The organism is Haloimpatiens massiliensis (assembly GCF_900184255.1).
Lineage (GTDB): Bacteria > Bacillota > Clostridia > Clostridiales > Clostridiaceae > Haloimpatiens > Haloimpatiens massiliensis.
The window spans coordinates 649,844-675,080 of sequence record NZ_LT854640.1 but is presented as its reverse complement, the minus strand read 5'-3'; the positions used below and the strand labels follow the sequence as shown (position 1 = coordinate 675,080).

Below are 25,237 nucleotides of genomic sequence, written 5' to 3'. Positions count from 1 at the left end.
CTCCTATTTACTTCCCATATAAGTTCTTTCTATAACCTTGCCTACTATTCTTGCTAAAATATTAAATAATAAAACCATAGTTATAAGCACTGCTGATGCTCTGCTAGCTATCTGTGCCGCATCTGGAACCATTCCTTCTGAGTTAAGTTTCCAGATATGCACAGATAGAGTTTCTGCTGGTCTAAAAACATTAAATGGAGAATTTGAAGTAAATATATTACCTAATGAAAAATCCAAAGGTGGTGCACTCATACCAGCTGTATATAAAAGTGCTGCAGCTTCTCCAAATATTCTTCCAGATGCAAGAATAATCCCTGTAAGTATTTGAGGTAATGCAGCTGGTAAGATTATCTTCCAAATAGTTTGAAACTTAGTTGCTCCTAATCCTAAACTTCCTTCCTTAACACCTTTAGATACTGACTTTATAGCATTCTCGCTGACTCTAGTAAGGGCAGGTAAATTTAATATAGATACTGCTAATGCTCCTGAAAATAATGTAAATCCCCAATTAGTTAAATTTACAAACACCAAAAGTCCAAATAATCCTACCACTATAGATGGTAATGATGCCATGGTTTCTATACTTATCCTTATTATGTTTAAAAATCTACCTTCTTTTCCGTATTCAGCTAAATATATTCCTGCTCCAACACCTAGTGGCACACTTATTAAAAGTGCTATAATAAGCATATAAAAAGAATTAAAAAGCTGAACTCCTATACCACCTCCTGAACCTACTCTTTTCTCCTTGCCAAATAAAAAACTAAATTTTAAAAAACCATTTCCTTTATATAATATATAACCTATTAATCCTGCTAATATAAGCACTACTACAGCTGATACAAAATATAGTATTCCAGTCCATGCTCTGTCTTTAATCTTAGCGTCCACTCATCTCACCCCTTCTACTTATGAACTTAGTAAGTAATATAAATAAAAATGAAATAAGAAGTAATAATAGTGCTACAGTCCAAAGAGCGTCGTTCCATGCAGTACCTGTTAAGGTATTTGCCATATCCATAGTCAAAATACTTGTAAGGGTACTAGTAGGATTCAAAAGTCCCTTAGGCATTTTAACTGCATTACCTATTACCATTTGTACAGCTAATGCTTCACCAAAAGCCCTAGCAAGCCCTAATACTACTCCAGTAATTATTCCACTTTTGCAAGCGGGAACTATAGTTTTCGTTATTGTTTGCCATCTAGTTGCTCCTAAGCCATAGGATGCTTCTAAGTATTCTATGGGAACAGTATTTAGTGAATCATAGGCTATGCTAGTTATAGTTGGCAAAATCATTATACTGAGCACAATTATTCCTGCTAAAAGGCTAAATCCTATGCCTCCAAAGGTATTTTTTATAAATGGAATAAGTAGACTAATACCAACCCATCCATATACTACAGAAGGTATTCCTACAAATAATTCCATCACTGGTTGCAGCACTTTTTTGCCAAAAGATGGAGAAATATGCTTCATAAATATTGCTACTGCCAAACCTGTTGGGGTACTTAAAATTACAGCTCCTATTGATATTATTATTGAACCAACTATAAATATAGCTGTTCCAAAATAGGGAGTGGTAGCATCTGGCATCCATTTAGTTGAAAATAAGAAATCTTTTAAAGAATAATGATGTACCGTAAAAATTCTAATCCCTTTACTTCCAATAAAGAATATTATAGATAAAGTCAATGCTACTATTAAAATACCACAAAAGGTCACGAATGCTCTTCCTATATACTCATTTTTAAAATTATTAAAATTTATTTTATTTCTCATATTTACATACCTCAACTGACTTTATAATTTAGAATATCTAATAAATATAGTATTTCTAATAACTAATAAATCATTTAAATTTAAAACTCCATAAACAAATGGAGTTTTAAGTAAATTTTATTAAATCACTATTCCATTATTTTTTTATTTCATCTACAGGTATATACCCCATTTTCTTTATTAAATCTTTATTTTCTTCACTTACCATATAGTCCAAAAATACCTTAGTTAATCCTTTAGGTTCACCTTTTGTATACATATGCTCATAGGACCAAAAAGGATATTTTCTATTTATTATATTTTCTTCTGTAGGTTCTATACCATTTATGCTTATTATATTTAAATCTTTTTTAACATCTTCACTTATATAAGATAATGCAAGATAACTTATAGCTCCCTCCGTTTTATTTATAGCTGCTCTTACATTTCCACTTGAATCTTGTGTTGTACCCAAACCTTCCTTCTCTGAATTACCTTCCATTATAGTATCCACAAAAGTAGCTCTAGTTCCAGAAGATTTTCCTCTATTAATTATATTAATTTGCTTATCTTCTCCACCTAGTTGTTTCCAATTACTAATCTTTCCTGAAAATATATCTGAAATTTGTTCTTTAGTAAGAGTTTTTATATTTACATCTTTACTTACTACCATAGCAAATCCTATAGCGCATACTTTGTGATCAACTAATTCTTTTGCTAAATTTTTATCATCAAGTTTTTTTTCTGCTACCACATCTGAATTTCCTATTTCTACATTTCCAGAGGCTACTTGGTTTATGCCTGCTCCACTTCCTCCACCTTGAACATTTATTCTAGCTTTTGGATTTTTAGACAAAAACTCTACAGCCACCTCCTCCACTAGAGGTTGAAGTGCTGAAGATCCTAGTGCTGTTATTGTACCTGATAATTCTTCCTTACCTACATTTGCTTTTTCTTTAGCTTTGTTGCCACAACCCACAAAAACAGTTCCAATCATAGCAATGATTAAAAATAATAGTATCTTTTTTGATTTTTTATTTTTCATTTCCATACCTCCTCATAGAGTTACTTTACATTATTTATAATATTCCTTTTAAGTTAAGAAATTATTATAGTTATGTTAAGTAAGGTTTATTAAAAGTTAAATAAAATTAACATAAGAGTAAAATTAATTATCAAATTAAAAAAACTGTTGATGTTTTTGCATCAGCAGCTTTTTTTAATTTCTATTTTTAATTTTCATTATATGGTAATATAACTGTAAACTTGCTTCCCTTACCAACTACACTTTCCACCTCAATATTTCCATTCATACTTAATACTATATGCTTTACAATAGCCAATCCTAATCCAGTTCCACCTGCACTTCTTGATCTAGCTTTATCAACTCTATAAAATCTTTCAAAAAGTCTTGGTATATGTTCTTGTGATATACCTACTCCAGTATCCTTAATACATATCTTTATATTATATTTACACTTTTCAGTTATTATATAAACTGTATCTCCTATTTCAGAGTATTTTATGGCATTATCTACTAAGTTTATTATCATTTGTTTAAATCGGTCTACATTGCCATATATAGTTGGAACCGAATCCCCAAGAATATGCATGTCTATCCCTTTATCTTCAGCGGTGTTTTTCATTAAGTTATATATATCTAATATTATTTTATTTACATCCATAGTTTCCTTTTTAGCTTCTTTTGCCTTCTCTATATGAGAAAGAGTCATTATATCACTTATAAGCCTTGTTAATCTTTCTGCTTCATCATTTATTATATTTAAAAATTTTTCTCTAGTTTCAGGATCTTCTACTTCTTTTAATGTTTCTGCAAATCCTTTTATAGAAGTAAGAGGAGTTTTAAGTTCATGAGACACATTAGCTACAAATTCACTTCTAACATTCTCTAATTTTTTTATGTCTGTTATATCTTGAAGTACTGCAACTTTGCCAATATACTCACTTCTATTTACTACATCTGCAGTTTTTATTCTTAAGATTCTTTCACAAGGCCGTACTGTTCTTATCTCACAATATTGATCATTGTTTTCTTTAAATATATTTTCCATATCATAACTTTTTATACCTTCTATTAAATTCTTACCTACTACATTTCCAAATACTCCAAAAATTTCTTCCGCATAAGGATTAATCATTATTATTTTAAAAGTTCTATCTATAGCTATTACTCCGCTATCCATACTTTTTAGTATAGCCTCTAATCTAGTTTGCTTGTCTACGGAATCATTAATTGTCTCTTGAAGTTTAGATGCCATTTTATTAAAACTTTTGGCTAATTGTCCTATTTCATCTGTTGAATTTACATTAACCCTTCTATCTAATTCCCCTTTTGCTATTCTGGAAGTGGTAAATTCTAAATCTTTTATTGGTTTAATTATTATGTATGAAATTCTATTTGCAAAAACAATTATAACAAAAAATACAAATAACATTACCAAAAAATAATATTTTATATAATCTTCATTAAATTTTTGTATAACATGAAAAGACATAGAACTTCTTATTATATTTCCATTTTGAAGCCTAGTTGCAACATATAGCGTTTTTTCATTTGTTGTACTACTTATTCTCAGGTCACTTCCCTGACCTTTCTCCCTTGCCATTTTTACTTCTGTTCTATCTTTATGATTTTCTAATTCTGTGGTGATCTTAGAATCATATATTACATTTCCATATCTATCTATATAAGTAATTCTAGTGTATGTATCCTTAAAATTTTCTATAAAAAATTTCTTTTGATCCTTTAAATTATTAGTTTCTATTAAATTTTTTATTATGTTATTATTATTTTTCAATTGTTTTCTTATATTAGCCTCATATTGAAGATTTGCAATAGACATAAATAACATTGTTACAACAACTAAAGTTGTAACAATAGAAGCACACAAATAAAGCATCATTTTTTTCTTCATATTTATTCTCCTAAATTAAATCTATATCCTATACCTCTTATAGTTTGAATATATTTAGGATTTTTATCATCCTCTTCTATTTTTTTTCTCAAATGCCTAATATGAACATCTACAGTCCTAGTTTCTCCTATATATTCATATCCCCAAATTTTATCTAAAAGTATTTCTCTAGTCATTACCTTGCCTGCATTTTCTATAAGTATTTGCAATAACTCAAACTCTTTTAATGTTAAATCTATCTCATAGCCATTTTTTAAAACTAAATGTTTTTGAAAATCTACAGAAATGTTGCCAAAATAATATACCTTTTCACTTTCCTTTAAATTTACTCTTCTAAGCATAGCCTTTACCCTAGCAATTAATTCTCTAACAGAAAAAGGTTTGGTTATATAATCATCTGCTCCTAATTCTAATCCTAGTATCTTGTCTATCTCTTCACCCTTAGCTGTAATCATTATTATAGGTATATTAGCTGTATTTTTATCTCCTCTTATTCTTTTACATACATCATATCCATCAATGCCAGGAAGCATTAAGTCTAATAATATTAATTTAGGTATGTGCTTTCTTACATATTCTAGAGCTTCATTGCCATCTACTGCACACCCAACTTTATATCCATTTTTCTCTAAATTGAATTTTATAAGCTCCCTTATATGTTCCTCATCGTCCACCACTAATATCTTTTCTTCCATACTGATTCCCCCTATTTCTTCAACATTATAAATGAAAACATTCTATTAGAAGTTCTATGTTTTCTATAGGAAAACCATTCATTTTCTTCGTCACAGAAGGTACATGAATTCAATATTTTTATATTTTCTTCAGGTATATTATAGTTTAAGCATTGTTTTTTAATACATAGAGTTAAATCTAACTTATCACCACATACTACATTTTCGCCATAAATTTTCACATTTTTAAAGTCTCTAATTAATTCTTCTCCTACTTTATAACAGCATTTATTTATATGAGGTCCAATATAAACTACTATATCTTTACTTTGTACAAAATACTTGTCCATCATATTTTTTATTATATCACTTAATATAAAATTATATGTACCCTTCCATCCACTGTGCACCGCAGCAATTACTTGTCTTTTTTTATCAAAAATAATTATTGGCACACAATCTGCTGTAAAAACACCTATAGCTACTGATTTTTTATTGGTAATAATTCCATCTCCATCCTGTACTTCTCCATGGTAATCCACTATTATATTACTATGAATTTGATTTAAATAACCTACCTCTTCTGCACCAAACCATTCTTTTAATTTATTAATATTTTCTAATCCTTTACTGGTATTTTTATTAAAATTCAATCCACCTTTAGCTGTTGAAAAATACAAAATCAAGTCCTGAAATTCTTCTCCTATAAATCTATATTCTCCTATGTTCTTAACTATCATGTTTCACCTCATATAAAATTTTACTCCACTTTAAAAATAAAATTTATTTATTATACATTAAAGTTTTTATTTCCTCCATAAAAGTATTAATATCTTTAAACTGCCTATATACGGATGCGAATCGTACATAGGACACCTCATCTACATCTTTTAACTTTTTCATAATAATTTCACCAATCAAATCCGACTTAACTTCTGTAATCATTTCATTGCTTAAAACCTTTTCTACTTCGTCTGCTATTTCCTCTATCTGCGCTCTTGAAACCGGTCTTTTTTGGCAAGCTTTAATGAGCCCTGCTATTATTTTAGATTTATCAAAATACTCTCTGCTGGCGTCCTTTTTTATAACTAAAATTGGGATATCTTCTATTTTTTCATAAGTAGTATATCTTTTGCTACAATTTAAACATTCTCTTCTTCTTCTTATGGCTGTATTATCATCAGTAGATCTTGAATCCACTACCTTACTTTCTTCATATGCACAATATGGACACTTCACTATACTACGCCCTCCTTCCAACATTATATTAACTATTATACACTATTTTATTAAAAATTCTACTGTTCATCTACTAATGGGCCTCTAGGACTTTGTACTAATATTACATCTACTCCTATTTTTATTATACATTCCCAAGATATCTCTAAATCCTCATTCTTACTAAACCATACTCCTTTTTCTCCTGGTAGTATTATAGATATAATTTTATACTCAGAAGTATCTATTTTAAAATCTTTTATAAATCCCAATTTAGCTCCTGAATCTATATCTATCACTTCCATCATCTTTAAATTATTAATTGAAAACATATATTCTCTCCCCCCAAAGTTCAATCTAATAAATATGTATGAAACCTTTTCCATACATATGCTATAAAAAATAGGGTAGAATTTTATCTACCCTATAAAGATTATATGTATTTTCTCATATGCTTAAGAGCTGTTTTTTCTAACCTAGAAACTTGTGCTTGAGAAATTCCTATTTCTTCTGCTACTTCCATTTGAGTTCTTCCCTGAAAAAATCTAAGAGATAATATAAGTTTTTCTCTACCATTTAATTTTTTCATTGCTTCCTTTATGGATATATTCTCAAGCCAATTTTCATCATAATTCTTACTATCGCTTATTTGATCCATTACATATATAGCATCTCCACCATCATGATATATTGGTTCGAATAGTGACACTGGATCTTGAATAGCATCTAAAGCAAATACCACTTCTTCTCTTGGCATTTCTAGTTCCTTAGCTATTTCAGATATGGTAGGTTCCTTATTATTTTTAGCAATTAATCTATCTCTTACTTGTAGTGCTTTATATGCAATATCTCTTAAGGATCTACTTACTCTTATAGAATTATTATCTCTTAAATATCTTCTTATCTCTCCAATTATCATAGGGACTGCATAAGTTGAAAACTTAACATTTTGACTTAAATCAAAGTTATCTATAGCTTTTATAAGTCCTATACATCCAACTTGAAATAAATCATCTGCATTTTCCCCTCTATTGTTAAATCTTTGGATAACACTTAAAACTAGACGCAAATTTCCCTTAATGAATTTTTCTCTATACTCATTATCACCATCTTTCATTTTAATAAGCATTTTTTTCATTTCTTTTTCTTTAAGTACGGGTAATTTTGCTGTGTTTACTCCACATATTTCTACTTTGTTTACCATCATAATCTTCTCGCCCCTTTATTGTACTTGCATTTTAATTATTTCCTCAAGGAACGATTTTTATACTAATAGACAAACTATAACATTCTACTAATTTCTTTTTTTAATTTTTTGATTATTCTTTTCTCCAATCTTGATATATAGGATTGAGATATTCCAAGAAAATCTGCTACCTCCTTTTGAGTTCTTTCTTTCTTCCCATTTAATCCAAATCTCATCTTTACTATTTCTTTTTCTCTGTTATTTAGTTTTTTCATTGCTAAAACTAGTAATTGCTTATCTATTTCTTCTTCAATAAGTTCATATACCTCATCACTATCAGAACCTAATATATCTGATAAAAGCAATTCATTTCCATCCCAATCAATATTTAAAGGTTCATAAAATGATATTTCTGCTTTTACTTTGCTATTGCGTCTTAGATACATTAATATTTCATTTTCTATGCATCTAGATGCATAAGTAGCTAATTTTATATTTTTTCCTGGATCAAAAGTATTTACTGCTTTTATAAGACCTATAGTCCCTACAGATATTAAATCCTCAATACTTATTCCTGTATTTTCAAATTTTCTTGCAATATAAACAACTAGCCTTAAATTTCTTTCAATTAGTATACTTCTAACACTTTCATCCCCTAGTATTAACTTATTCACAAGTCCATCTTCTTCTTCTTTTGTAAGAGGCGGTGGAAGAGCGTCGCTTCCGCCTATGTAATACACTTTCTTTATAAATATCTTAAACTTACTTAGTAAATGATTTAATAATATTTTTACTTTAAACATAATAACCCCCCATTACTCAAATATTCCTCTTGATAATAAAGCATTATAATCATTATCCTTACTTAATTTAGTATCACATAAAGCAATAATAACTTGTTTTTTCTCCTCTTTAAAATCTTTCCTATAAATATTGATATATTCAGGCTTAAAAGCCTCCATCCTACCACATTGACCATTCACTGCTTTATAAGCCACGTAAAGTTTATCTTTGTATTCATTAATATTAGGAAGTTGATTTTTCTCCACTATTATTACCGGCAAATTTGTAACTGGCTCTCTAAGTTCATTTCCTGTATCCAAAAAAGCCTTTATTAATTTATTATATTTGTCAGTAACAATCTCTACATTGTACACTAAATTCTTTAAAAACTTTCTCTCTCTAATATATATAACTATCCTATTTATAAAAATATATATTAGCATAGAACATAAAATTAACTTTTTATAAGAAAAATCACCTAAAAACACATCTCCCATATTAAATATTTCTGTACTATTCAATTGAGAAAATAAACATAATCCTGCCAAAAACATGGAATAGGCAATGAAAACCACTAATGCTTTTAAATAGAATTTTAAAGATTTATTTTTATAAGCTATTACTATCATAATAAAAGCTACAAATAATTTCATTGGCAAAAAACTTAAAAATTTAAATTTAAAATACAAAAGAACAATTACATAGAAAGCACCTAAAAAAGATGAAATAATTATATTTTTAAAATTAATTTTTGTCTTAACTGTTGATGCTGTTATATATAAGAAAAACATATTTATTATGAAATTCTCTATAAACACCACATCCACATACACAATCACATGCAACACCCCTAAACATATTATATATGTTTATGAATTAAAAATTTGTCATTTTTTAACATTAAATATTTTTTTTATTACCTTCTTTTCGCTATTTAAAATTATTTTTCTATAAATATAAACAAAGTTCTTGATTTAGTATGGATTTTTTATTTCAAATAAAGCTTACGAATCCTTATGTAATAGAGTAACTACCAAATAAATATAATAAAAAAGGTGCCCATAGGCACCTTTCCGGTTTGAAAATTTAGTATATTAAGTTTTATCTATTTCTTCTTAAAAAGGTAGGTATTTCCAAATTCTCTTCTGTATAATCTCTACCCGCAGCCACTTCATCTTTGCTTGACTTAACTCCTTTTCTTTCTTCCCGAGAGAAAAGCCCAAAGTCCTTTTCAGCTGAAAAACTTTTCTGAGCATCAATTTTTTCTTGTTCAAATCCTGTTGCAATTACAGTAATTCTTAGTTCATCCTTTAAATTTTCATCAATAACAGCACCAAAAATTATATTAGCTTCTGGATCTGCTGCTTCTTGAACTATTCCAGCAGCCTCATTTATTTCTAATAATCCTAAATCGCCGCCACCAGTTATGTTTAATAGAACGCCAGTAGCTCCTACTATAGAGGTTTCTAGTAATGGACTTGATATAGCTTGTTTAGCAGCTTCTTGAGCTCTATTATCTCCAGTTCCTCTTCCTACACCCATATGAGCAAGACCTCTATCTAACATAATAGTTCTCACATCTGCAAAGTCCAAATTAACAAGTCCTGGTATAGTTATTAAATCAGATATACCTTGTACACCTTGTTTTAGTACATCATCTGCTAATCTAAAAGAATCAATTAAAGAAGTCTTTTTATCTACCATTGTTAACAATCTTTCATTTGGTATAGTAACAAGAGTATCTACTCTATCTTTCAAATTTTTAATCCCCATTTCAGCATGAATCATTCTTTTTCTTCCCTCAAATGGAAATGGCTTTGTTACTACTCCAACTGTTAATATACCCATTGATTTAGCTATTTCAGCTACTACTGGTGCTGCACCGGTACCTGTTCCGCCACCCATACCAGCGGTTATAAATACCATGTCTGCTCCCTTAATAGCTTGAGAAATTTCATCTTTACTTTCCTCTGCTGCTTTTTGTCCAATTTCAGGATTAGCACCAGCTCCAAGCCCCTTTGTTAATTTGTCTCCTATTTGAATTTTTTGTGAAGCTTGAGACAACATCAACGCCTGCTTGTCCGTATTTATTGCTATAAACTCAACATTCCTTAATCCTTCTACTATCATTCTGTTAACTGCATTGTTTCCTCCGCCGCCACAGCCTATTACCTTTATCTGAGCAAATTGCTGAACATCTACATCAAAATCTAGCACAATAATACCTCCTCATTAAAAGAAATCCGTAAAAAAATCACGTATTTTAGTTAAAAACTTTTTATTGCTATTATCATATACATCTTCTTTTCTACCTTTTACTCTTTCAGAATCATTTTCTTCAAAAACACCGGTTTCTTCTTGCATATTCGTAGAGCTTTTTAAACTGCATCCCACATCTTTTACTATGCCTATAGCTGCAGTATACATAGGATTATCAGCACCTGTAAAATTAATAACCCCTATTCTTATGGTTTTACCAAGTATTTCTCTCCCTATTTTTTCAATTCCGTAAAATAATGAAATACCACCACCTACTAAAACAATATCGCTTATTTCATTATAACTATCTATATCCATAAGCTTTCTCTTAATAAATAATAAAATTTCTTCAACTCTTGCCTTTATTATTTGATTTAATATTACATAATCAACCTCAATATCATTTCCATATTGAGAATTAATTTTCAATCTTTTATTTCCTTCACTTTCATTTAAATTTAAATTCCCGTATTTGACTTTTAGTTCTTCCCCTTCTAAATAAGGTACTTTTAGACATATAGAAATATCATTAGTTATATTGTTACCTCCTAAAGGAACTAGGTGCGTTTCCATTAAAACTCCATGTTTAAATATAGAAATACGAGTATTTTCTGCCCCTACATCTACTATAACATTTTTAAGTTCCCCTGGCTCCTCGTCATAAACTGATTGCCATAGAGCTAACGGTTGTAAAACTAATCCAGCTACATTTATTCCTGCTCTACTAACGCTTTTCATTAAATTATTTATTATAGTTGTATTTGTTGTAATAACTTGACTTTCTACTTCCAGTCTAAATCCATTCATACCTATAGGATCTTTTATATTTTCATATCCATCCACTATGTACTGTAACGGTATTGCACCTACTATTTCTTTATCGGATGGTACGGTTATAAGTTTAGCTGTTTTTAATGCTCTATCTACATCATTTTTTTTAATTTCTCTATCATCAGAAGAAATAGCTACAACTCCTTTATTATAAACAAGCTGGCAGACTTCCCCTGGTAAAGACACATATACATCTTTTATTCGGATATCTATCATCCTTTGCAATTGATCTATACATTCCTTTATGGAATTAGCCGTTTCATCTATATCAACTACTATAGAACGTTTTAATCCACTATTTTTTGCTGAAGTTACTCCTATTATTTTAATTTGGCCATATTTATCTAGTTTACCTACTGCAGCACATACTTTAGAGAATCCTATATCAATTCCAACTAAGTAACCATTCATCTATGTCTTTTCCCTCCTTATGAGACCATCTTAAACTAATATATTCAACGTAAAAAGCATTTTTCCTTTTAAAATAACACAATTTTTCTTATTATCCTTACACATTTTAAATTATATCATAAATAATATAAATATTAATTATTTTTAACAAAAAATTCAATTAAATTTATTGATTTAGCCAATACTTCAAAATAAAAAAAGAGAAAACACAGTTTTCTCCTTCTAATTAACCTTTTCTAAATCTGTTATTTTGATACTCCTAGTATGTAATGTATGTGACCATTCTTTATCGTTTTTCTTAACTATTCCTTCAATAGATATAGGAAGCCAAGTGATGGTATATATTGGATATATTATATAATACCAAAATATTTTAGGTTCTAACTTTTTATCTAAAACAAGTATAAAAGGTGTATATATAAACTGTAATATACCTAAGAGTACTGCTGCTATAGTAATCATGTTTAAATTAACTGAATATACCACTGTATTAATGTTAGTTATTACATTATAGGCCTTCATAAAATATTTTGCGCCAGAGATTAACATTGATATTCCAACAAGTATTATGACTATTGGCTGTATACTATATAAAGCACAATCCAAGGCCTTAACGTCAAACTTTGTAATAAATCTTTTTATAAGCTTAAAGAAATATCTACTAGATACATCTGCAAATCCCTGCATCCACCTTCTTCTTTGATTCCAAGATTGCTTTAATGTTAAAGGCTTTTCGTCATATATAATAGCATCATGAGCCCAGCCAACTTTGTAGCCATTTAATACTAGTTTACATGAAAATTCTAGGTCCTCTGTTAAACAAGTTGCACCCCATCCTAACTGCTTTAACACTTCAGTATCTATACAAAATCCAGTTCCACCTAATTGATTAGATAATCCCAAATTACTTCTTGAAAGTTGGAACATTCTATTTGATGCCCAAAATGATATGGAATAACTGCCTGTTATCCATGTATCTTTTGGATTTTTACTATCCAGATATCCTTGTACTACCTTATAACCTTCCAGTAACTTTTTGTTCATCTCCTTTAAGAAATTCTTAGAAGCAAGATTATCTGCATCAAATACTGCTACTGCATCGTATTTTTTATCCATTTTTTTAAATATTATGTTGAACATCCATTCTAATGCATAGCCTTTTCCTCTTCTTTCATCATCGAATCTTTCAAATACTAAGGCTCCAGCTTTTCTAGCTCTTTTAGCTGTTTTATCATCACAATTGTCTGCTATAACAAAAATATCGTATAATTTATTTGGATAATCCAACATCTTTAAACTTGAAACAATATCTTGAATAACCACTTCTTCATTATGCGCTGCTACTATTAGTGCAAATCTCTTTTCAGGTTGTACCTCTTTACTGTCCTTTTTTCTCCAAATTCCAAAAAATGATATACATAAATAATACATGGAGATTATAAATACAACTTCTGTAAAAGTTTTTGATAATGCGCTTATGATCCATTTAAAAATAATCACAAGAAATCCCCCCTAATTCACAAGATATTTTAGCACAAATTTGCGTTAATTACTATAGTATTTTTAACAATTGAATTAAAATATATTAAATTATGTAGTTTTTTTTAACAAAGCAAGAAAATATTTTGAATTTTCCATATAATGAAACAATTACATTGAACTTATTCCTTAATAGTAGTATACTATATATTATAAATATATATACAATAATTATAAAGGAGGGTATATATGGATCCCCATAAAAATACTAAAAAGTCTAAACAACCCAAGTCAGCAAGCCACCCCCATAATAGTAAAAAAGGTAAAAATATCACCTCTAGAAACAAATTAGGAAGTTTCTCTCTAAAATTATTAGACTACGATACATTTTAATAAAAAAAGACCTTTACAGGTCTTAATCACATGGAAAGCATTCTTATCAATATTTCCTTTTCAACAGAATACGTTAAAGCTGTTTCATAGCTTATCTTTTTATTTTTATATAACTGTACTAATGACATATCCATGGTTTTCATGCCATATTTTGCTCCAGTTTGCATAGATGACTGTATTTGATATGTCTTTCCTTCTCTTATTAAATTTTGTATTGCAGGAGTTGCCACCATTATTTCCAAAGCAGCTATTCTTTCACTTTCATCAATCTTAGGAACTAGCTGTTGGGAAATTATTCCCTGTATCACTGCAGATAATTGAACTTTAATTTGCTGCTGCTGATGTGGTGGGAAAACATCAATTATTCTATCAATGGTTTTAGCAGCTCCTATAGTATGCAACGTGGACAACACTAAATGTCCAGTTTCTGCCGCAGTTAGTGCTATTGAAATAGTTTCTAAATCCCTCATTTCACCTACTAATATAACATCCGGATCTTCTCTCAAAACCGCTCTCAATGCATTTTTATAGTCTAAAGTATCTTTTCCTATTTCTCTTTGATTTATAATGGATTTATTGTGTTTATGTAAAAACTCAATGGGATCCTCTAATGTTACTATATGAGCAGATCTAGTATTATTTATTTCATTTACCATAGCTGCTAAGGTAGTGCTCTTTCCACTACCTGTTGGCCCTGTTACTAATACCAATCCCCTTTGCTTAGAAGTCATTTCACGAATTACATTGGGCATTTGAAGCTCATTAAGATTTGGAATTTTTAATCCCACAACTCTTATGGCAATAGCAGTACTTCCTCTTTGTTTATATATATTTACCCTAAACCTTCCAATGCCTGAAACTGAATAAGATGTATCCATTTCTCCTTTTTTTAAATATTCTTCATACAAATCCTTTAAAATTTTCTTTGCAAACTCCTCCGTATCGTTTCCATTTAACTTTTCACATTCTAACATAATTAATTTACCATTAACTCTTATAATAGGGGGTACTCCCACAGTTAAATGTAAATCCGACGAATTATTTTTCACAGTTATTTCTAGTAATTCATTTAATGCTTTCAAATCACATACCTCCGTTGATTATTTATTTATCCTAATGTATTTTAATACATTATTTTTTTCTTGTATTAAGCTATTTTTTCTTGTATTAAGCTATTTTTTAATATAAAAAGAAAATTTAACCACTTTATTCTTCCATTATATCTTATATTCGAGTATTTAGTATACTTTTTTACAGTTTTTTTTACTTTGTATATATTTTTAATTTATTATTTTAACCATTATAGTTTTTTAACTCTTTATATAGTTTTTTCAATGCTCTTTTTTCTAATCTAGACACATAGGAACGAGATATACCTAACTGTCGTGCTATCTCCCTTTGAGTTCTTGGTTTACCATCCTCTAATCCATACCTCATCTTTATTATAAACTTTTCTCTTCCTTGTAATACTTCTTCAATTTTATTATATAGTTTTTTTATTTGTATCTTACTTTGAACTATTTCTATTATTGAGTCTTCATCACTACTCAATACATCCATAAGTGATATTTCATTTCCTTCTTTGTCAACTCCTATAGGATCTTGAAGATATATCTCCGATTTAATTTTTTTATTGTTCCGTATAAGCATCAATATTTCATTTTCTATACATCTAGCTGCATAGGTAGCTAGTCTAGTTCCTTTACTGCTATCAAATGAGTCTATAGCCTTTATAAGCCCTATAGTTCCTATGGAAATTAAATCATCTACCTCTTTATTTGGATAAGAATATTTTTTTACAATATGAGCTACTAATCTTAAATTTCTCTCCACTAGTATATTTTTGGCCAATACATCGCCTTCTTTTAGTTTATCCAAATAATATTTTTCTTCCTTTTGGCTTAGCGGTTTTGGAAAAGTGTTATTGGTTACATAAGCTATAAGAAAAGTTACACTACTTAACATGTCTATTAAATTACTCATATACAGTAAAAATCCCCCTAACAGTGCTTATTACTATAATATGAATAAGTTAGAAAAAAGTGCATGTACATATATATTTATAGTAAAAAAAATCAGTTCCACATTATATATGCGAAACTGATTTTTTCTAACCTTCCTTATGTAGTAATTGTTTTACTTTTGCAGTAATAATATCTATTGCAACTTTATTATGACCACCTTCAGGTATTATTATATCTGCATATCTTTTAGTAGGCTCTGTGAACTGCATATGCATTGGTCTTACTACATTTAAATATTGATCAATAACTGATTGTACAGTTCTACCTCTTTCATTTATGTCTCTTACTAATCTTCTAATTATTCTAACATCCGCATCAGTATCTACATAAATCTTTATATCCATCATATTTCTAAGTTCTATATCTTGGAAAACTAATATACCTTCTACAATAATTATATCTCTAGGCTCTACTTTTATGATTTCCTTTTTTCTAGTATGGATAGAAAAATCATATATAGGCTTATCTATACTTTTCCCTTCAATTAAATTCTTTAATTGATTTACTAATAAACAAGTATCGAAAGCATCTGGATGGTCGTAATTGGTTTTAACCCTTTCCTCTATAGATATACCTGTTTGATCTTTATAGTAAGAATCTTGCTCTATCATAGCTATGCACTCTTCTCCAAATTTTCTATAAATCTCTTGAGCTATAGTGCTTTTGCCCGAACCTGTTCCTCCAGAAATTCCAATTAAAACTGGACGATTCATTATTTCTCCTCCTTAGCCTTTATAATCATAGAATTTTCCTCTATATTCCTGTCCACTCTAACAGTAAAAAGCATCTGTGCAGAAGGAGCAGATTCTATTTTGTTGCCTTTTATATCCCTCATATCTTCTAAAATCAATTCTTCATTATCACCATGAGGTTTTAAAATTTCAACTTTATCTCCATTATAACATTTGTTTCTCTGTTCTATCACTACTATTCCACTTTCTTCATGATATTCTCTAACTATTCCAACTATGTCATAATCTCTTATGTAAGAAGAAGATTCATATTCTTGTTTATTTTCATCTTTAAAATAAAATCCTGTATAATACTTTCTATGACTAGGTTTAGTAAGTATATCCATCCACTTAGTATCAAATTCATATTTATTTGGCTCTTGAAAGTATTTGTCTAAAGCTTGCCTATAAGCTTTTACTACAGATGCTACATAAAAAGCACTCTTCATTCTACCTTCTATTTTTAAAGAACTGGCTCCTAAACTTACTAGCTCAGGTATATGTTCTATCATACACATATCCTTGGAATTCATTATATATGTGCCCTTTTTATCTTCTCTTATTTCATAGTATTCTCCTGGCCTCATTTCCTCCATTAAATAGTATTTATACCTACATGGTTGTGCACACTGTCCTCTATTAGAATCCCTGCCAGTTAAATAATTTGAAAGTAAGCATCGTCCTGAATATGCCATACACATTGAACCATGAATAAAAATCTCTATTTCGCATTCTTCTGGAAGTTTACTTTTCATTTCTTTTATTTCTTCTAATGAAAGTTCTCTAGCTAAAACTATTCTTTTAACTCCTTGCTTATACCAAAACATTGCAGATTTCCAATTTACATTATTAGCTTGAGTACTTAAATGTAACTCTAATTCTGGCACCACTTCTCTTGCTGTCATTATCACTCCAGGATCAGAAACAATTATTGCATCCACATTTATATCATAAAGCTCTTTTAGATACTCTTCTAATCCATTTAAATCTTCATTATGAGGAAATACATTTAAGGTAACATAAACTTTTTTTCCTCTATCATGCGCATACTTTATACCATCTCTCAACTGCTCGTTAGAAAAATTATCCGCAAAAGCCCTTAAATTTAACTTACTTCCTCCTAAATACACTGCATCTGCTCCAAAATCTATGGCAGCTTTAAGTTTTTCTAGATTACCTGCTGGAGCTAAAAGCTCAGGTTTATTCATCTATCTCCCTCCTTACTGTAACTGCTATTCCATCTCCCATAGGTATTACAGAAGTCAAAAGTTCTTCCCCATTTATCATTTGTAAATATTCCCTCATTCTCTTAACTATAGTTATCTTTCTACGTTTCACTAATTCATCTGTAGCTACCATACCTCTAAAAAGTACATTATCTGCTATTATCAAACCATCTTTTTCTAATAATCTTAAACATTCAGGTAAAAAATGATTATAATGTCCTTTGCCTGCATCCATGAATATTAAATCATATCTATCATTTAAATTTTCTAGCACTTGAAGACAATCTCCTTGTATTAATTTAATATTATCTTCAAGTCCAGCTTTTAAAATATTACTTTTAGCTAACTTAATCATGTTTTCATCTCGCTCAATTGTATCTATATGTACATTCTTATTAGAACTTAAACACATCAAAATTGAAGAATAACCTATTGCACTTCCTAATTCTAAAATTCGCTTAGGCTTTTTAATTTTAATCATAAGTTCTAAAAATTGAGCAGTTTCCTTTTGAACAATAGGAACAGAGTGCTCTTTTGCAAATAACTCTAGTTCCTGAAGTATTCCCTTTGTATCTGGAATAATTTTCCTTAAATAATTCTCAATATAATCATAAGTAATACCACTCATGTAAATTCCTCCAAAAATACACTGTTTTATTACACTAGTACCCATATTTTTTCATTGCTTTTTTAAAATCTTCATAGTTATTTGTAAAATAATGTTCTTTTGAAGCATCTTTTTTATATAGATAAAATAAATAATCCGTGTTCTCAGGTTTTACCGCTGCCACTAAAGATTCTTTTCCTGGACTACATATAGGTCCTAATGGAAGTCCCTTTGTGTAATATGTATTATATGGTGATTCAGTCTTAGTATCTTTTATAGTTACTGTTTCTTTATGTTTACCAAGAGCATATAGTACTGTAGCGTCAATTTGAAGCTTCATATCCTTTTTAAGCCTATTATGGATAACTGAAGCAATCTTTCCTCTATCACCATCTACTCTAGCCTCTTTCTCTATTAAAGATGCTATTATCACTTGATTTTCTACATCTTTTACTTTTAATCCAGTCTCAGCTTCTATACCATTTAAAACCTTTTCCGTTCTTTTTAGCATAGTATCTATAATTTTTTCTGCACTAGCATCCTTCTTAAATTGATAGGTGTCAGGAAATAAATATCCCTCTAAAGGATATTTTGTATTTCCTTTCCCCTTTATATATTCAGGCAATTGATACTCATTACACTTTTTTATAAATTCTACTTTTTTCACCAATTTTTTATCTTCCAGTAATTCCGCTATTTGCTCTACAGTATATCCTTCTGGAATAGTAACCTGTACTTCTACCTCTTTATTTCCTTTGTTCAACATAGATATAAACTCTTCTAATGATGTATTTTTATTCACTACATAAATACCTGGTTTTGTAGTTAAATTTAACTTTTTTCCTTTTAGATATACTTTTATGAATTTAGAGTTAAAAATAACATTTTCATCACTTAGCCTGTTTAGAACCTTATAGAAAGTATCACCGTTTTCTACTTTTAACGAATAGTCCCCTTTAATTTTAAAAGGTGATTTAACTTTTTTATTTATAATAGAAATTGAAGCCGTAAGTAAAACAATTATAGTAAATAATAAAATCAATACCCTCTTTTTCACTTAATCACACCCCATTTTAAACTTTAATTTCTATTTCTAGATATTATTTTTTTTCTTTCTGAGCTAGATAACACCCTTTTCCTCATTCTAATAGTTTTAGGTGTTATTTCAACTAATTCATCAGCTGCTATAAATTCAAGACATTCTTCAAGACTCATTGGTCTAGGTGTTGTTAATTTTAGTGCATCATCCGCACCTGAAGATCTTGTATTTGAAAGGTGTTTCTTTTTACATACATTTACGTCTATATCTTCTGCTCTTGAACATTCACCAACTATCATACCTTCATAAACACCTGTTCCTGCAGGTACAAATAAAATTCCTCTTTCTTGTGCATTAAATAATCCATAAGTCACTGCTTCGCCTTGTTCAAAAGCTACTAAAGATCCTCTACTTCTTCCTGGTATTTCTCCTTTAAAGTCATCATATACATAGAAAACATGATTCATTATACCATTACCTTTTGTATCTGTCATAAATTCATTTCTGAATCCTATTAATCCTCTTGCTGGTATTTTAAATTCTAATCTTGTATATCCATTTACAGCTGAGGTCATATTAACAAGTTCAGCTTTTCTTGGTCCTAGCTTTTCCATAACAACGCCCATAAATTCTTCTGGCACATCAATAGTTAAATATTCAATAGGTTCTTGTTTTTTTCCTTCTTTTTCTTTAAATATTACACTAGGCTTTGATACTTGAAATTCATATCCTTCTCTTCTCATAGTTTCAATTAATATGGATAAGTGAAGTTCTCCTCTTCCACTAACTTTAAAGCAATCTGGTGAATCTGTTTCCTCTACTTTCAAACTTACGTTAGTTTCCAATTCTTTAATAAGTCTATCTCTCAAATGTCTAGAAGTTACATAATCTCCTTCTTTTCCTGCAAATGGAGAATTGTTTACCATAAAGTTCATTGTTAAAGTAGGTTCATCAATATCTACAAATGGAATAGCCTCTGGCTCACTGCTATCTGCTATAGTTTCCCCTATATTTATATCAGGTATTCCAGATACCGCAACTATATCTCCTAATAAAGCTTCTTCTACTTCTTGTCTGTTTAATCCATTATAAACATATAAATTAGCTACTTTTACATTTTCTATCTTGCCCTCTTTTCTTACTAAAGCCACTTGTTGATTTTTTCTAATCTTTCCTCTTTCAATTTTTCCAATAGCTATTTTTCCTACATATTCATTATAATCTATAGTAGTTACCAACATTTGAAGCGGCTTGTCTAAGTAACCTTCTGGTGATTTTACATTCTTTACTATAGTATCAAATAAAGGTTCCATAGTATTACTTTCATCATCAATTTCTCTTTTTGCTATACCTTGTTTTGCAGAACAATAAACTATAGGAAAATCCAATTGTTCATCATCTGCACCTAACTCAACAAAAAGATCGAAAACCTCATCAATTACTTCCTCAGCTCTAGCATCCTTTTTATCTATTTTGTTTATTACTACAATTGGCTTTAAATTCAATTCTAAGGCTTTCTTTAAAACAAACTTAGTTTGTGGCATTGGTCCTTCATAAGCATCAACAACTAGAAGCACACTATCCACCATTTTTAAAACACGCTCAACTTCTCCACCAAAGTCAGCATGACCTGGAGTGTCAATTATATTAATCTTAATGCCGTTGTGTATTACCGCGGTATTTTTAGCTAATATAGTTATTCCTCTTTCTTTTTCAAGTTCATTTGAATCCATTACTCTTTCTTCTACTTTTTCATTAACTCTAAATACATTACTTTGTTTTAATAGAGCATCTACTATTGTAGTTTTACCATGGTCAACATGGGCGATTATAGCTATATTCCTTATATCATTTCTAGTAAATATGTTCATTAGCAATTCCTCCAATATATTACAACTTTTTTCCATTTTTAACATTAAAAAATTGGATACAATTTAGTATCCAATTTTACATAGTATAACGCATCAAATTATATTCTAATATTTTCAACTTAAAAAGTCAACTAACATCTCTATTTATTTTGAGAAAAATCCATATCTATACCTACCGCATCATGTAATATTTTCATTATATCTTCCCATAAAAGTCCAAATTTGTATTCAGCTTGAACATATTCACTTATAGCAGGATTCATAGATATAACAGCCCCTAAGCCTTCTAATTTCTCCTTTGTATCGCTTGAAATTTCTCCTTTTTCTATCTGTTCTGAGTATGCTTTGAATTGAATACTTCTTAAATCGTTTAACATTTTTTTATTTTGTTCGTTTTCATTAACTTTTTTTGAAACTTCTCTAAATTTAACTACTTCTTCACAATCTTTAAGATAACTTGCAAATTCATGCGCTTTATCATATATGTTCATATTTCACCCCAAATAATTTTATTTTATATTTCCATAATTATAGGCAGTATCATAGGCTTTCTCTTTGTCTTTTCATATAAGAATAATCTTAAAGAATCCTTTATTTTAGATTTAATCGTAGCCCATTCTGTTATGCGATTTTTTTCGCATTCATTTAATTGATTTCTTACAATCTTTTTAGCTTCTTCCATTAGATCCTCTGATTCCCTTACATATACAAATCCACGAGATATTATATCTGGACCAGCTATTACAGTTCCAGTTTCCTTCTCTATAGTAACTACAACTGTTAAAATACCATCTTGTGAAAGATGTTTTCTATCTCTTAAAACTATATTTCCAACATCCCCTACACCTAATCCATCTACAAACACCTGTCCTGACACTACTGTTCCATTCTTTCTTATTCCTGATTTTGTTACTTCAACTACATCACCATTTTGTGCTATTACTATATTTTCCTCTGATAATCCCAGTTTAGTAGCTAACTCAGCGTGCTGCTTTAAATGTCTATATTCACCATGAGCTGGTATAAAATGCTTAGGTTTTACTAAAGTATGCATCAATTTTAATTCCTCTTGACATGCGTGTCCAGATACATGAACATCAGCTAATTTTTCATATATTACTTCCGCACCTTTTTTAAACAATTGATTTATAACCTTCGAAACCAACTTTTCATTTCCTGGTATAGGAGTTGCTGATATTATTACCATGTCACCTTTCATAATCTCTACTTTTCTATGCTCAGAAGAAGCCATCCTAGAAAGAGCAGACATTGGTTCTCCCTGACTGCCAGTGGTTATTATGGTTATCTTTTCATTAGGATATCGCCTTATATCATCTATATTTATTAAAGTTTCATCTATATAATCTAGATATCCTAATTCGCTAGCTACATTAACTATATTCTCCATACTTCTGCCTGAAACTGCAACCTTTCTTCCATACTTATAGGAAGCTGAAATTATCTGTTGAATTCTATGGACATTAGACGCAAATGTGGCTACAATTATTCTTCCCCTTGCTGTGGAAAAAATATTTGTAAAAGTTTCACCTACAGTACTTTCTGACATAGTATATCCTGGTCTTTCCACATTAGTGCTATCTGCTAGCATGGCAATTACACCTTTTCTACCTAATTCTGCAAATCTACTTAAATCTGCCACACTTCCATCAATAGGAGTATAATCTATTTTAAAATCTCCCGTATGAAGCACTATTCCAATTGGCGTGTGAATAGCGATAGCTATAGCATCTGGAATACTATGACTTGTTCTAATAAATTCTATAGATAATAAATCCAGCTTTACTACATCCTTAGGTTGAACCCTTCTAAGTTCTACCGAACTTAGTAATCCATGTTCTTTTAACTTAGTTTCTACTATAGCTATGGTAAGCTTAGTTCCGTATACCGGCACATTTAATTGTTTAAGTACATATGGAAGAGCTCCTATGTGGTCTTCATGACCGTGGGTTAAAAATATACCCTTTACTTTGTCTTTATTTTTTATTAAATAAGTAACATCTGGTATAACTAAATCAATACCAAACATCTCATCATCTGGAAACTGCAAACCGCAATCTATTACAATTATTTCATTTTTGTATTCAATTGCTGTTAAATTTTTTCCAATTTCATTCATTCCCCCTAAGGGGATAACTTTTATCTTATCACTTTCTCTTCGCAAAGTACTACCCTCCTTTTCATAATTTTATATTTTAATATTTATTTATCATCATTAATGCAGTTCCTACACAGACCATAAAACTTTAAACTATGGTCATATATTTTAAACTTATATGTTTCCTCTATTTTACTTTCTAAATCCTCCAGTAAATCATCCTTAACCTCTATTACTTTACCGCATTTGGTACATATTAAATGATGATGTTTATGGTTTTCATTTTCATGAACAAGCTCATATCTACTACAACCATCATCTAATTCTAACTTACTTACAACAGATAATTGTTCCAATAATTGTAATGTTCTATATACTGTGGCAAGACCAATTTCAGGACAACCTTCCTTTACTAAATCATAAATTTCCTCTGCAGTTAAATGCTTTCCTTCATTTTCAATAATGGTGGAAACTATAGCCCTTCTTTGAGGAGTTAACTTATAACCTTTATCTTTCAAATCATTTTTTAATTTCTCCATAAAATTAGGAAATATTTCACCCATCTTAATACCTCTCTTAATTAAATGTTATTTATAATAAGTTTAATATGTAAAATAGGTATTGTCAATTGATAATATTATTAATTAATATTATTTATCATTTATATAAGACTTTATACTACATTTCATCTTCACTAAATATCAATTCGTAAGCTTCTGCAACCCTATTAAACTCTTCTTCATCATCTATAGTAACTAATACTTCTTCTCCATGATCATCCTTTTGTATTTTTAATGCTATAGCTTCATCTTCCTCGTCATCTACCGGTGAAACTATTACATATTCATCACTTTCAATATCTAATTTAGTTATAACATTAAATTCTACATCTTTTCCTTCTTCATCTTTTAATACTATGTTTTCTACGTTATTATCCATATTTAATCATCCTTTCTTCACTTATTTATCTTATACTGTCCAAATATCCTTGTAAAATATAAATAGCAGCTATTTTATCGACTATTTTTTTCCTTTTAGCACGAGATAAATCTCCTTCTATCATAGCCTTGTGTGCTGCTACAGTAGTTAGTCTTTCATCCCACATTTTTATAGGCAAATTAATTTTCTCTTTAATTTTTTCACAAAATTCAAGTACTTTTTCACTTTGGGGACCTAGTGTTCCATTCATATTTTTAGGTAATCCTGCTACTATAAGTTCAACTTCATATTCTTTACATAGTTTATCCAATTCTTGTAAATCATATTCTTCGTTTTTTCTTCTTATGGTAGTCACTCCCCCAGCTATCCATCCTAAAGGATCACTTACAGCTACACCTATTGTTCTATCTCCTATATCTAAACCTAGTATTCGCATTTTATTCTCCCTCTAGTATATGTAATGTTAAAATAAAAATGCCTTAAAAGGCATTTTTATTTTATATCCAGATAAACTTTTAATACTTCTTCTAGTATCTCATCTCTTTCTAACTTTCTAATAAGAGCTCTAGCCCCATTATAATTGGTTATATAAGTAGGGTCACCAGATATTAGATAACCAACCAATTGATTTACCGGATTATATCCTTTTTCTAGTAATGATTTATATACTTCTGTCAATATATTTTTAGTCAGTTCCTTATTATCTTTAGGGAAATCAAATTGTAAAGTTTTTTCATTAATTCCCATATAATCAC

The 25,237-nt window shown here is 29.5% G+C and carries 28 protein-coding genes; 1 reads left to right on the top strand and 27 read right to left on the bottom strand.

Going from position 1 to position 25,237, the window contains the following annotated elements; all coding sequences use genetic code 11:
- Positions 1-3 precede the first annotated feature (3 nt).
- From pstA to C1715_RS11275, 14 genes are all read right to left on the bottom strand, one after another.
- Positions 4-891, bottom strand: coding sequence for a phosphate ABC transporter permease PstA (gene pstA, locus C1715_RS11340; protein ID WP_102400600.1), 888 nt, complete (start codon positions 889-891; stop codon positions 4-6).
- The gene (gene pstC, locus C1715_RS11335) at positions 881-1,780 is read right to left on the bottom strand and encodes a phosphate ABC transporter permease subunit PstC (protein WP_102400599.1); all 900 of its coding nucleotides are present in this window, start codon (positions 1,778-1,780) and stop codon (positions 881-883) included. The genes pstA and pstC overlap by 11 nt, the downstream gene beginning before the upstream one ends.
- A gap of 136 nt (positions 1,781-1,916) precedes the next feature.
- Positions 1,917-2,804, bottom strand: coding sequence for a phosphate ABC transporter substrate-binding protein (locus tag C1715_RS11330; RefSeq protein ID WP_102400598.1), 888 nt, complete (start codon positions 2,802-2,804; stop codon positions 1,917-1,919).
- A 187-nt stretch (positions 2,805-2,991) separates the two neighbouring features.
- Positions 2,992-4,695 carry a two-component system histidine kinase PnpS gene (gene pnpS / locus C1715_RS11325; protein ID WP_102400597.1) on the bottom strand — a complete coding sequence of 568 codons (1,704 nt, stop codon included), beginning with the start codon at positions 4,693-4,695 and terminating at the stop codon, positions 2,992-2,994.
- Positions 4,696-4,697: 2 nt separating this feature from the next.
- Positions 4,698-5,390, bottom strand: a complete 693-nt coding sequence (locus C1715_RS11320) for a response regulator (protein WP_102400596.1) — start codon at positions 5,388-5,390, stop codon at positions 4,698-4,700.
- A gap of 11 nt (positions 5,391-5,401) precedes the next feature.
- A complete protein-coding gene (pgeF, locus tag C1715_RS11315) occupies positions 5,402-6,109 on the bottom strand; it encodes a peptidoglycan editing factor PgeF (RefSeq protein ID WP_102400595.1) in 708 nt (235 codons plus the stop codon).
- A gap of 43 nt (positions 6,110-6,152) precedes the next feature.
- A complete protein-coding gene (nrdR, locus tag C1715_RS11310; RefSeq protein ID WP_102400594.1) occupies positions 6,153-6,608 on the bottom strand; it encodes a transcriptional regulator NrdR in 456 nt (151 codons plus the stop codon).
- 59 nt (positions 6,609-6,667) lie between these two features.
- Entirely contained in the window at positions 6,668-6,919 is a 252-nt protein-coding gene (locus tag C1715_RS11305) for a YlmC/YmxH family sporulation protein (RefSeq protein ID WP_102400593.1), read from the bottom strand.
- A 101-nt stretch (positions 6,920-7,020) separates the two neighbouring features.
- Positions 7,021-7,794, bottom strand: coding sequence for an RNA polymerase sporulation sigma factor SigG (gene sigG, locus C1715_RS11300; RefSeq protein WP_102400592.1), 774 nt, complete (start codon positions 7,792-7,794; stop codon positions 7,021-7,023).
- Positions 7,795-7,868: 74 nt separating this feature from the next.
- A complete protein-coding gene (sigE, locus tag C1715_RS11295; protein ID WP_102400591.1) occupies positions 7,869-8,576 on the bottom strand; it encodes an RNA polymerase sporulation sigma factor SigE in 708 nt (235 codons plus the stop codon).
- A gap of 12 nt (positions 8,577-8,588) precedes the next feature.
- Positions 8,589-9,395: a sigma-E processing peptidase SpoIIGA gene (gene spoIIGA / locus C1715_RS11290; protein WP_102400590.1), complete on the bottom strand. Its 807-nt coding sequence runs from the start codon at positions 9,393-9,395 to the stop codon at positions 8,589-8,591.
- A gap of 262 nt (positions 9,396-9,657) precedes the next feature.
- Positions 9,658-10,773, bottom strand: coding sequence for a cell division protein FtsZ (ftsZ, locus tag C1715_RS11285; protein ID WP_102400589.1), 1,116 nt, complete (start codon positions 10,771-10,773; stop codon positions 9,658-9,660).
- 15 nt (positions 10,774-10,788) lie between these two features.
- Entirely contained in the window at positions 10,789-12,057 is a 1,269-nt protein-coding gene (gene ftsA / locus C1715_RS11280; RefSeq protein WP_102400588.1) for a cell division protein FtsA, read from the bottom strand.
- A gap of 222 nt (positions 12,058-12,279) precedes the next feature.
- The gene (locus C1715_RS11275) at positions 12,280-13,557 is read right to left on the bottom strand and encodes a glycosyltransferase family 2 protein (protein WP_242971945.1); all 1,278 of its coding nucleotides are present in this window, start codon (positions 13,555-13,557) and stop codon (positions 12,280-12,282) included.
- Between the two features lie 228 nt (positions 13,558-13,785).
- Between C1715_RS11275 and C1715_RS19450 the strand changes: the two genes are divergently transcribed.
- Positions 13,786-13,929 (top strand): hypothetical protein, encoded by a 144-nt coding sequence (locus C1715_RS19450; protein WP_180964064.1) that lies wholly within the window; start codon positions 13,786-13,788, stop codon positions 13,927-13,929.
- 26 nt (positions 13,930-13,955) lie between these two features.
- On the opposite strand, the gene C1715_RS11270 is transcribed toward C1715_RS19450, so the two are convergent.
- From C1715_RS11270 to C1715_RS11210, 13 genes are all read right to left on the bottom strand, one after another.
- The gene (locus C1715_RS11270) at positions 13,956-15,011 is read right to left on the bottom strand and encodes a type IV pilus twitching motility protein PilT (protein WP_102400587.1); all 1,056 of its coding nucleotides are present in this window, start codon (positions 15,009-15,011) and stop codon (positions 13,956-13,958) included.
- Positions 15,012-15,222: 211 nt separating this feature from the next.
- Complete coding sequence (gene sigK / locus C1715_RS11265) at positions 15,223-15,912, bottom strand: RNA polymerase sporulation sigma factor SigK (protein ID WP_102400586.1); 690 nt, start codon at positions 15,910-15,912, stop codon at positions 15,223-15,225.
- A 127-nt stretch (positions 15,913-16,039) separates the two neighbouring features.
- Positions 16,040-16,666 carry a uridine kinase gene (gene udk, locus C1715_RS11260; protein WP_102400585.1) on the bottom strand — a complete coding sequence of 209 codons (627 nt, stop codon included), beginning with the start codon at positions 16,664-16,666 and terminating at the stop codon, positions 16,040-16,042.
- Positions 16,666-17,892 (bottom strand): peptidase U32 family protein, encoded by a 1,227-nt coding sequence (locus C1715_RS11255; RefSeq protein WP_102400584.1) that lies wholly within the window; start codon positions 17,890-17,892, stop codon positions 16,666-16,668. Before C1715_RS11255 ends, udk begins: the two co-directional genes overlap by 1 nt.
- Positions 17,885-18,538: an O-methyltransferase gene (locus tag C1715_RS11250; protein ID WP_102400583.1), complete on the bottom strand. Its 654-nt coding sequence runs from the start codon at positions 18,536-18,538 to the stop codon at positions 17,885-17,887. The genes C1715_RS11255 and C1715_RS11250 overlap by 8 nt, the downstream gene beginning before the upstream one ends.
- Positions 18,539-18,572: 34 nt before the next feature.
- Positions 18,573-19,574 carry an endolytic transglycosylase MltG gene (gene mltG, locus C1715_RS11245; protein WP_102400582.1) on the bottom strand — a complete coding sequence of 334 codons (1,002 nt, stop codon included), beginning with the start codon at positions 19,572-19,574 and terminating at the stop codon, positions 18,573-18,575.
- Positions 19,575-19,597: 23 nt separating this feature from the next.
- Positions 19,598-21,427, bottom strand: coding sequence for a translational GTPase TypA (typA, locus tag C1715_RS11240; protein WP_102400581.1), 1,830 nt, complete (start codon positions 21,425-21,427; stop codon positions 19,598-19,600).
- 140 nt (positions 21,428-21,567) lie between these two features.
- Positions 21,568-21,918 (bottom strand): YlbF family regulator, encoded by a 351-nt coding sequence (locus C1715_RS11235; protein WP_102400580.1) that lies wholly within the window; start codon positions 21,916-21,918, stop codon positions 21,568-21,570.
- Between the two features lie 23 nt (positions 21,919-21,941).
- The gene (locus C1715_RS11230) at positions 21,942-23,609 is read right to left on the bottom strand and encodes a ribonuclease J (RefSeq protein ID WP_102400579.1); all 1,668 of its coding nucleotides are present in this window, start codon (positions 23,607-23,609) and stop codon (positions 21,942-21,944) included.
- Between the two features lie 38 nt (positions 23,610-23,647).
- A complete protein-coding gene (locus C1715_RS11225) occupies positions 23,648-24,106 on the bottom strand; it encodes a Fur family transcriptional regulator (RefSeq protein WP_102400578.1) in 459 nt (152 codons plus the stop codon).
- A 115-nt stretch (positions 24,107-24,221) separates the two neighbouring features.
- Positions 24,222-24,482, bottom strand: a complete 261-nt coding sequence (locus C1715_RS11220; protein ID WP_102400577.1) for a DUF1292 domain-containing protein — start codon at positions 24,480-24,482, stop codon at positions 24,222-24,224.
- A gap of 25 nt (positions 24,483-24,507) precedes the next feature.
- Positions 24,508-24,918 (bottom strand): Holliday junction resolvase RuvX, encoded by a 411-nt coding sequence (ruvX, locus tag C1715_RS11215; RefSeq protein ID WP_102400576.1) that lies wholly within the window; start codon positions 24,916-24,918, stop codon positions 24,508-24,510.
- Positions 24,919-24,974: 56 nt separating this feature from the next.
- Entirely contained in the window at positions 24,975-25,229 is a 255-nt protein-coding gene (locus C1715_RS11210) for an IreB family regulatory phosphoprotein (protein ID WP_102400575.1), read from the bottom strand.
- Positions 25,230-25,237: the final 8 nt, after the last annotated feature.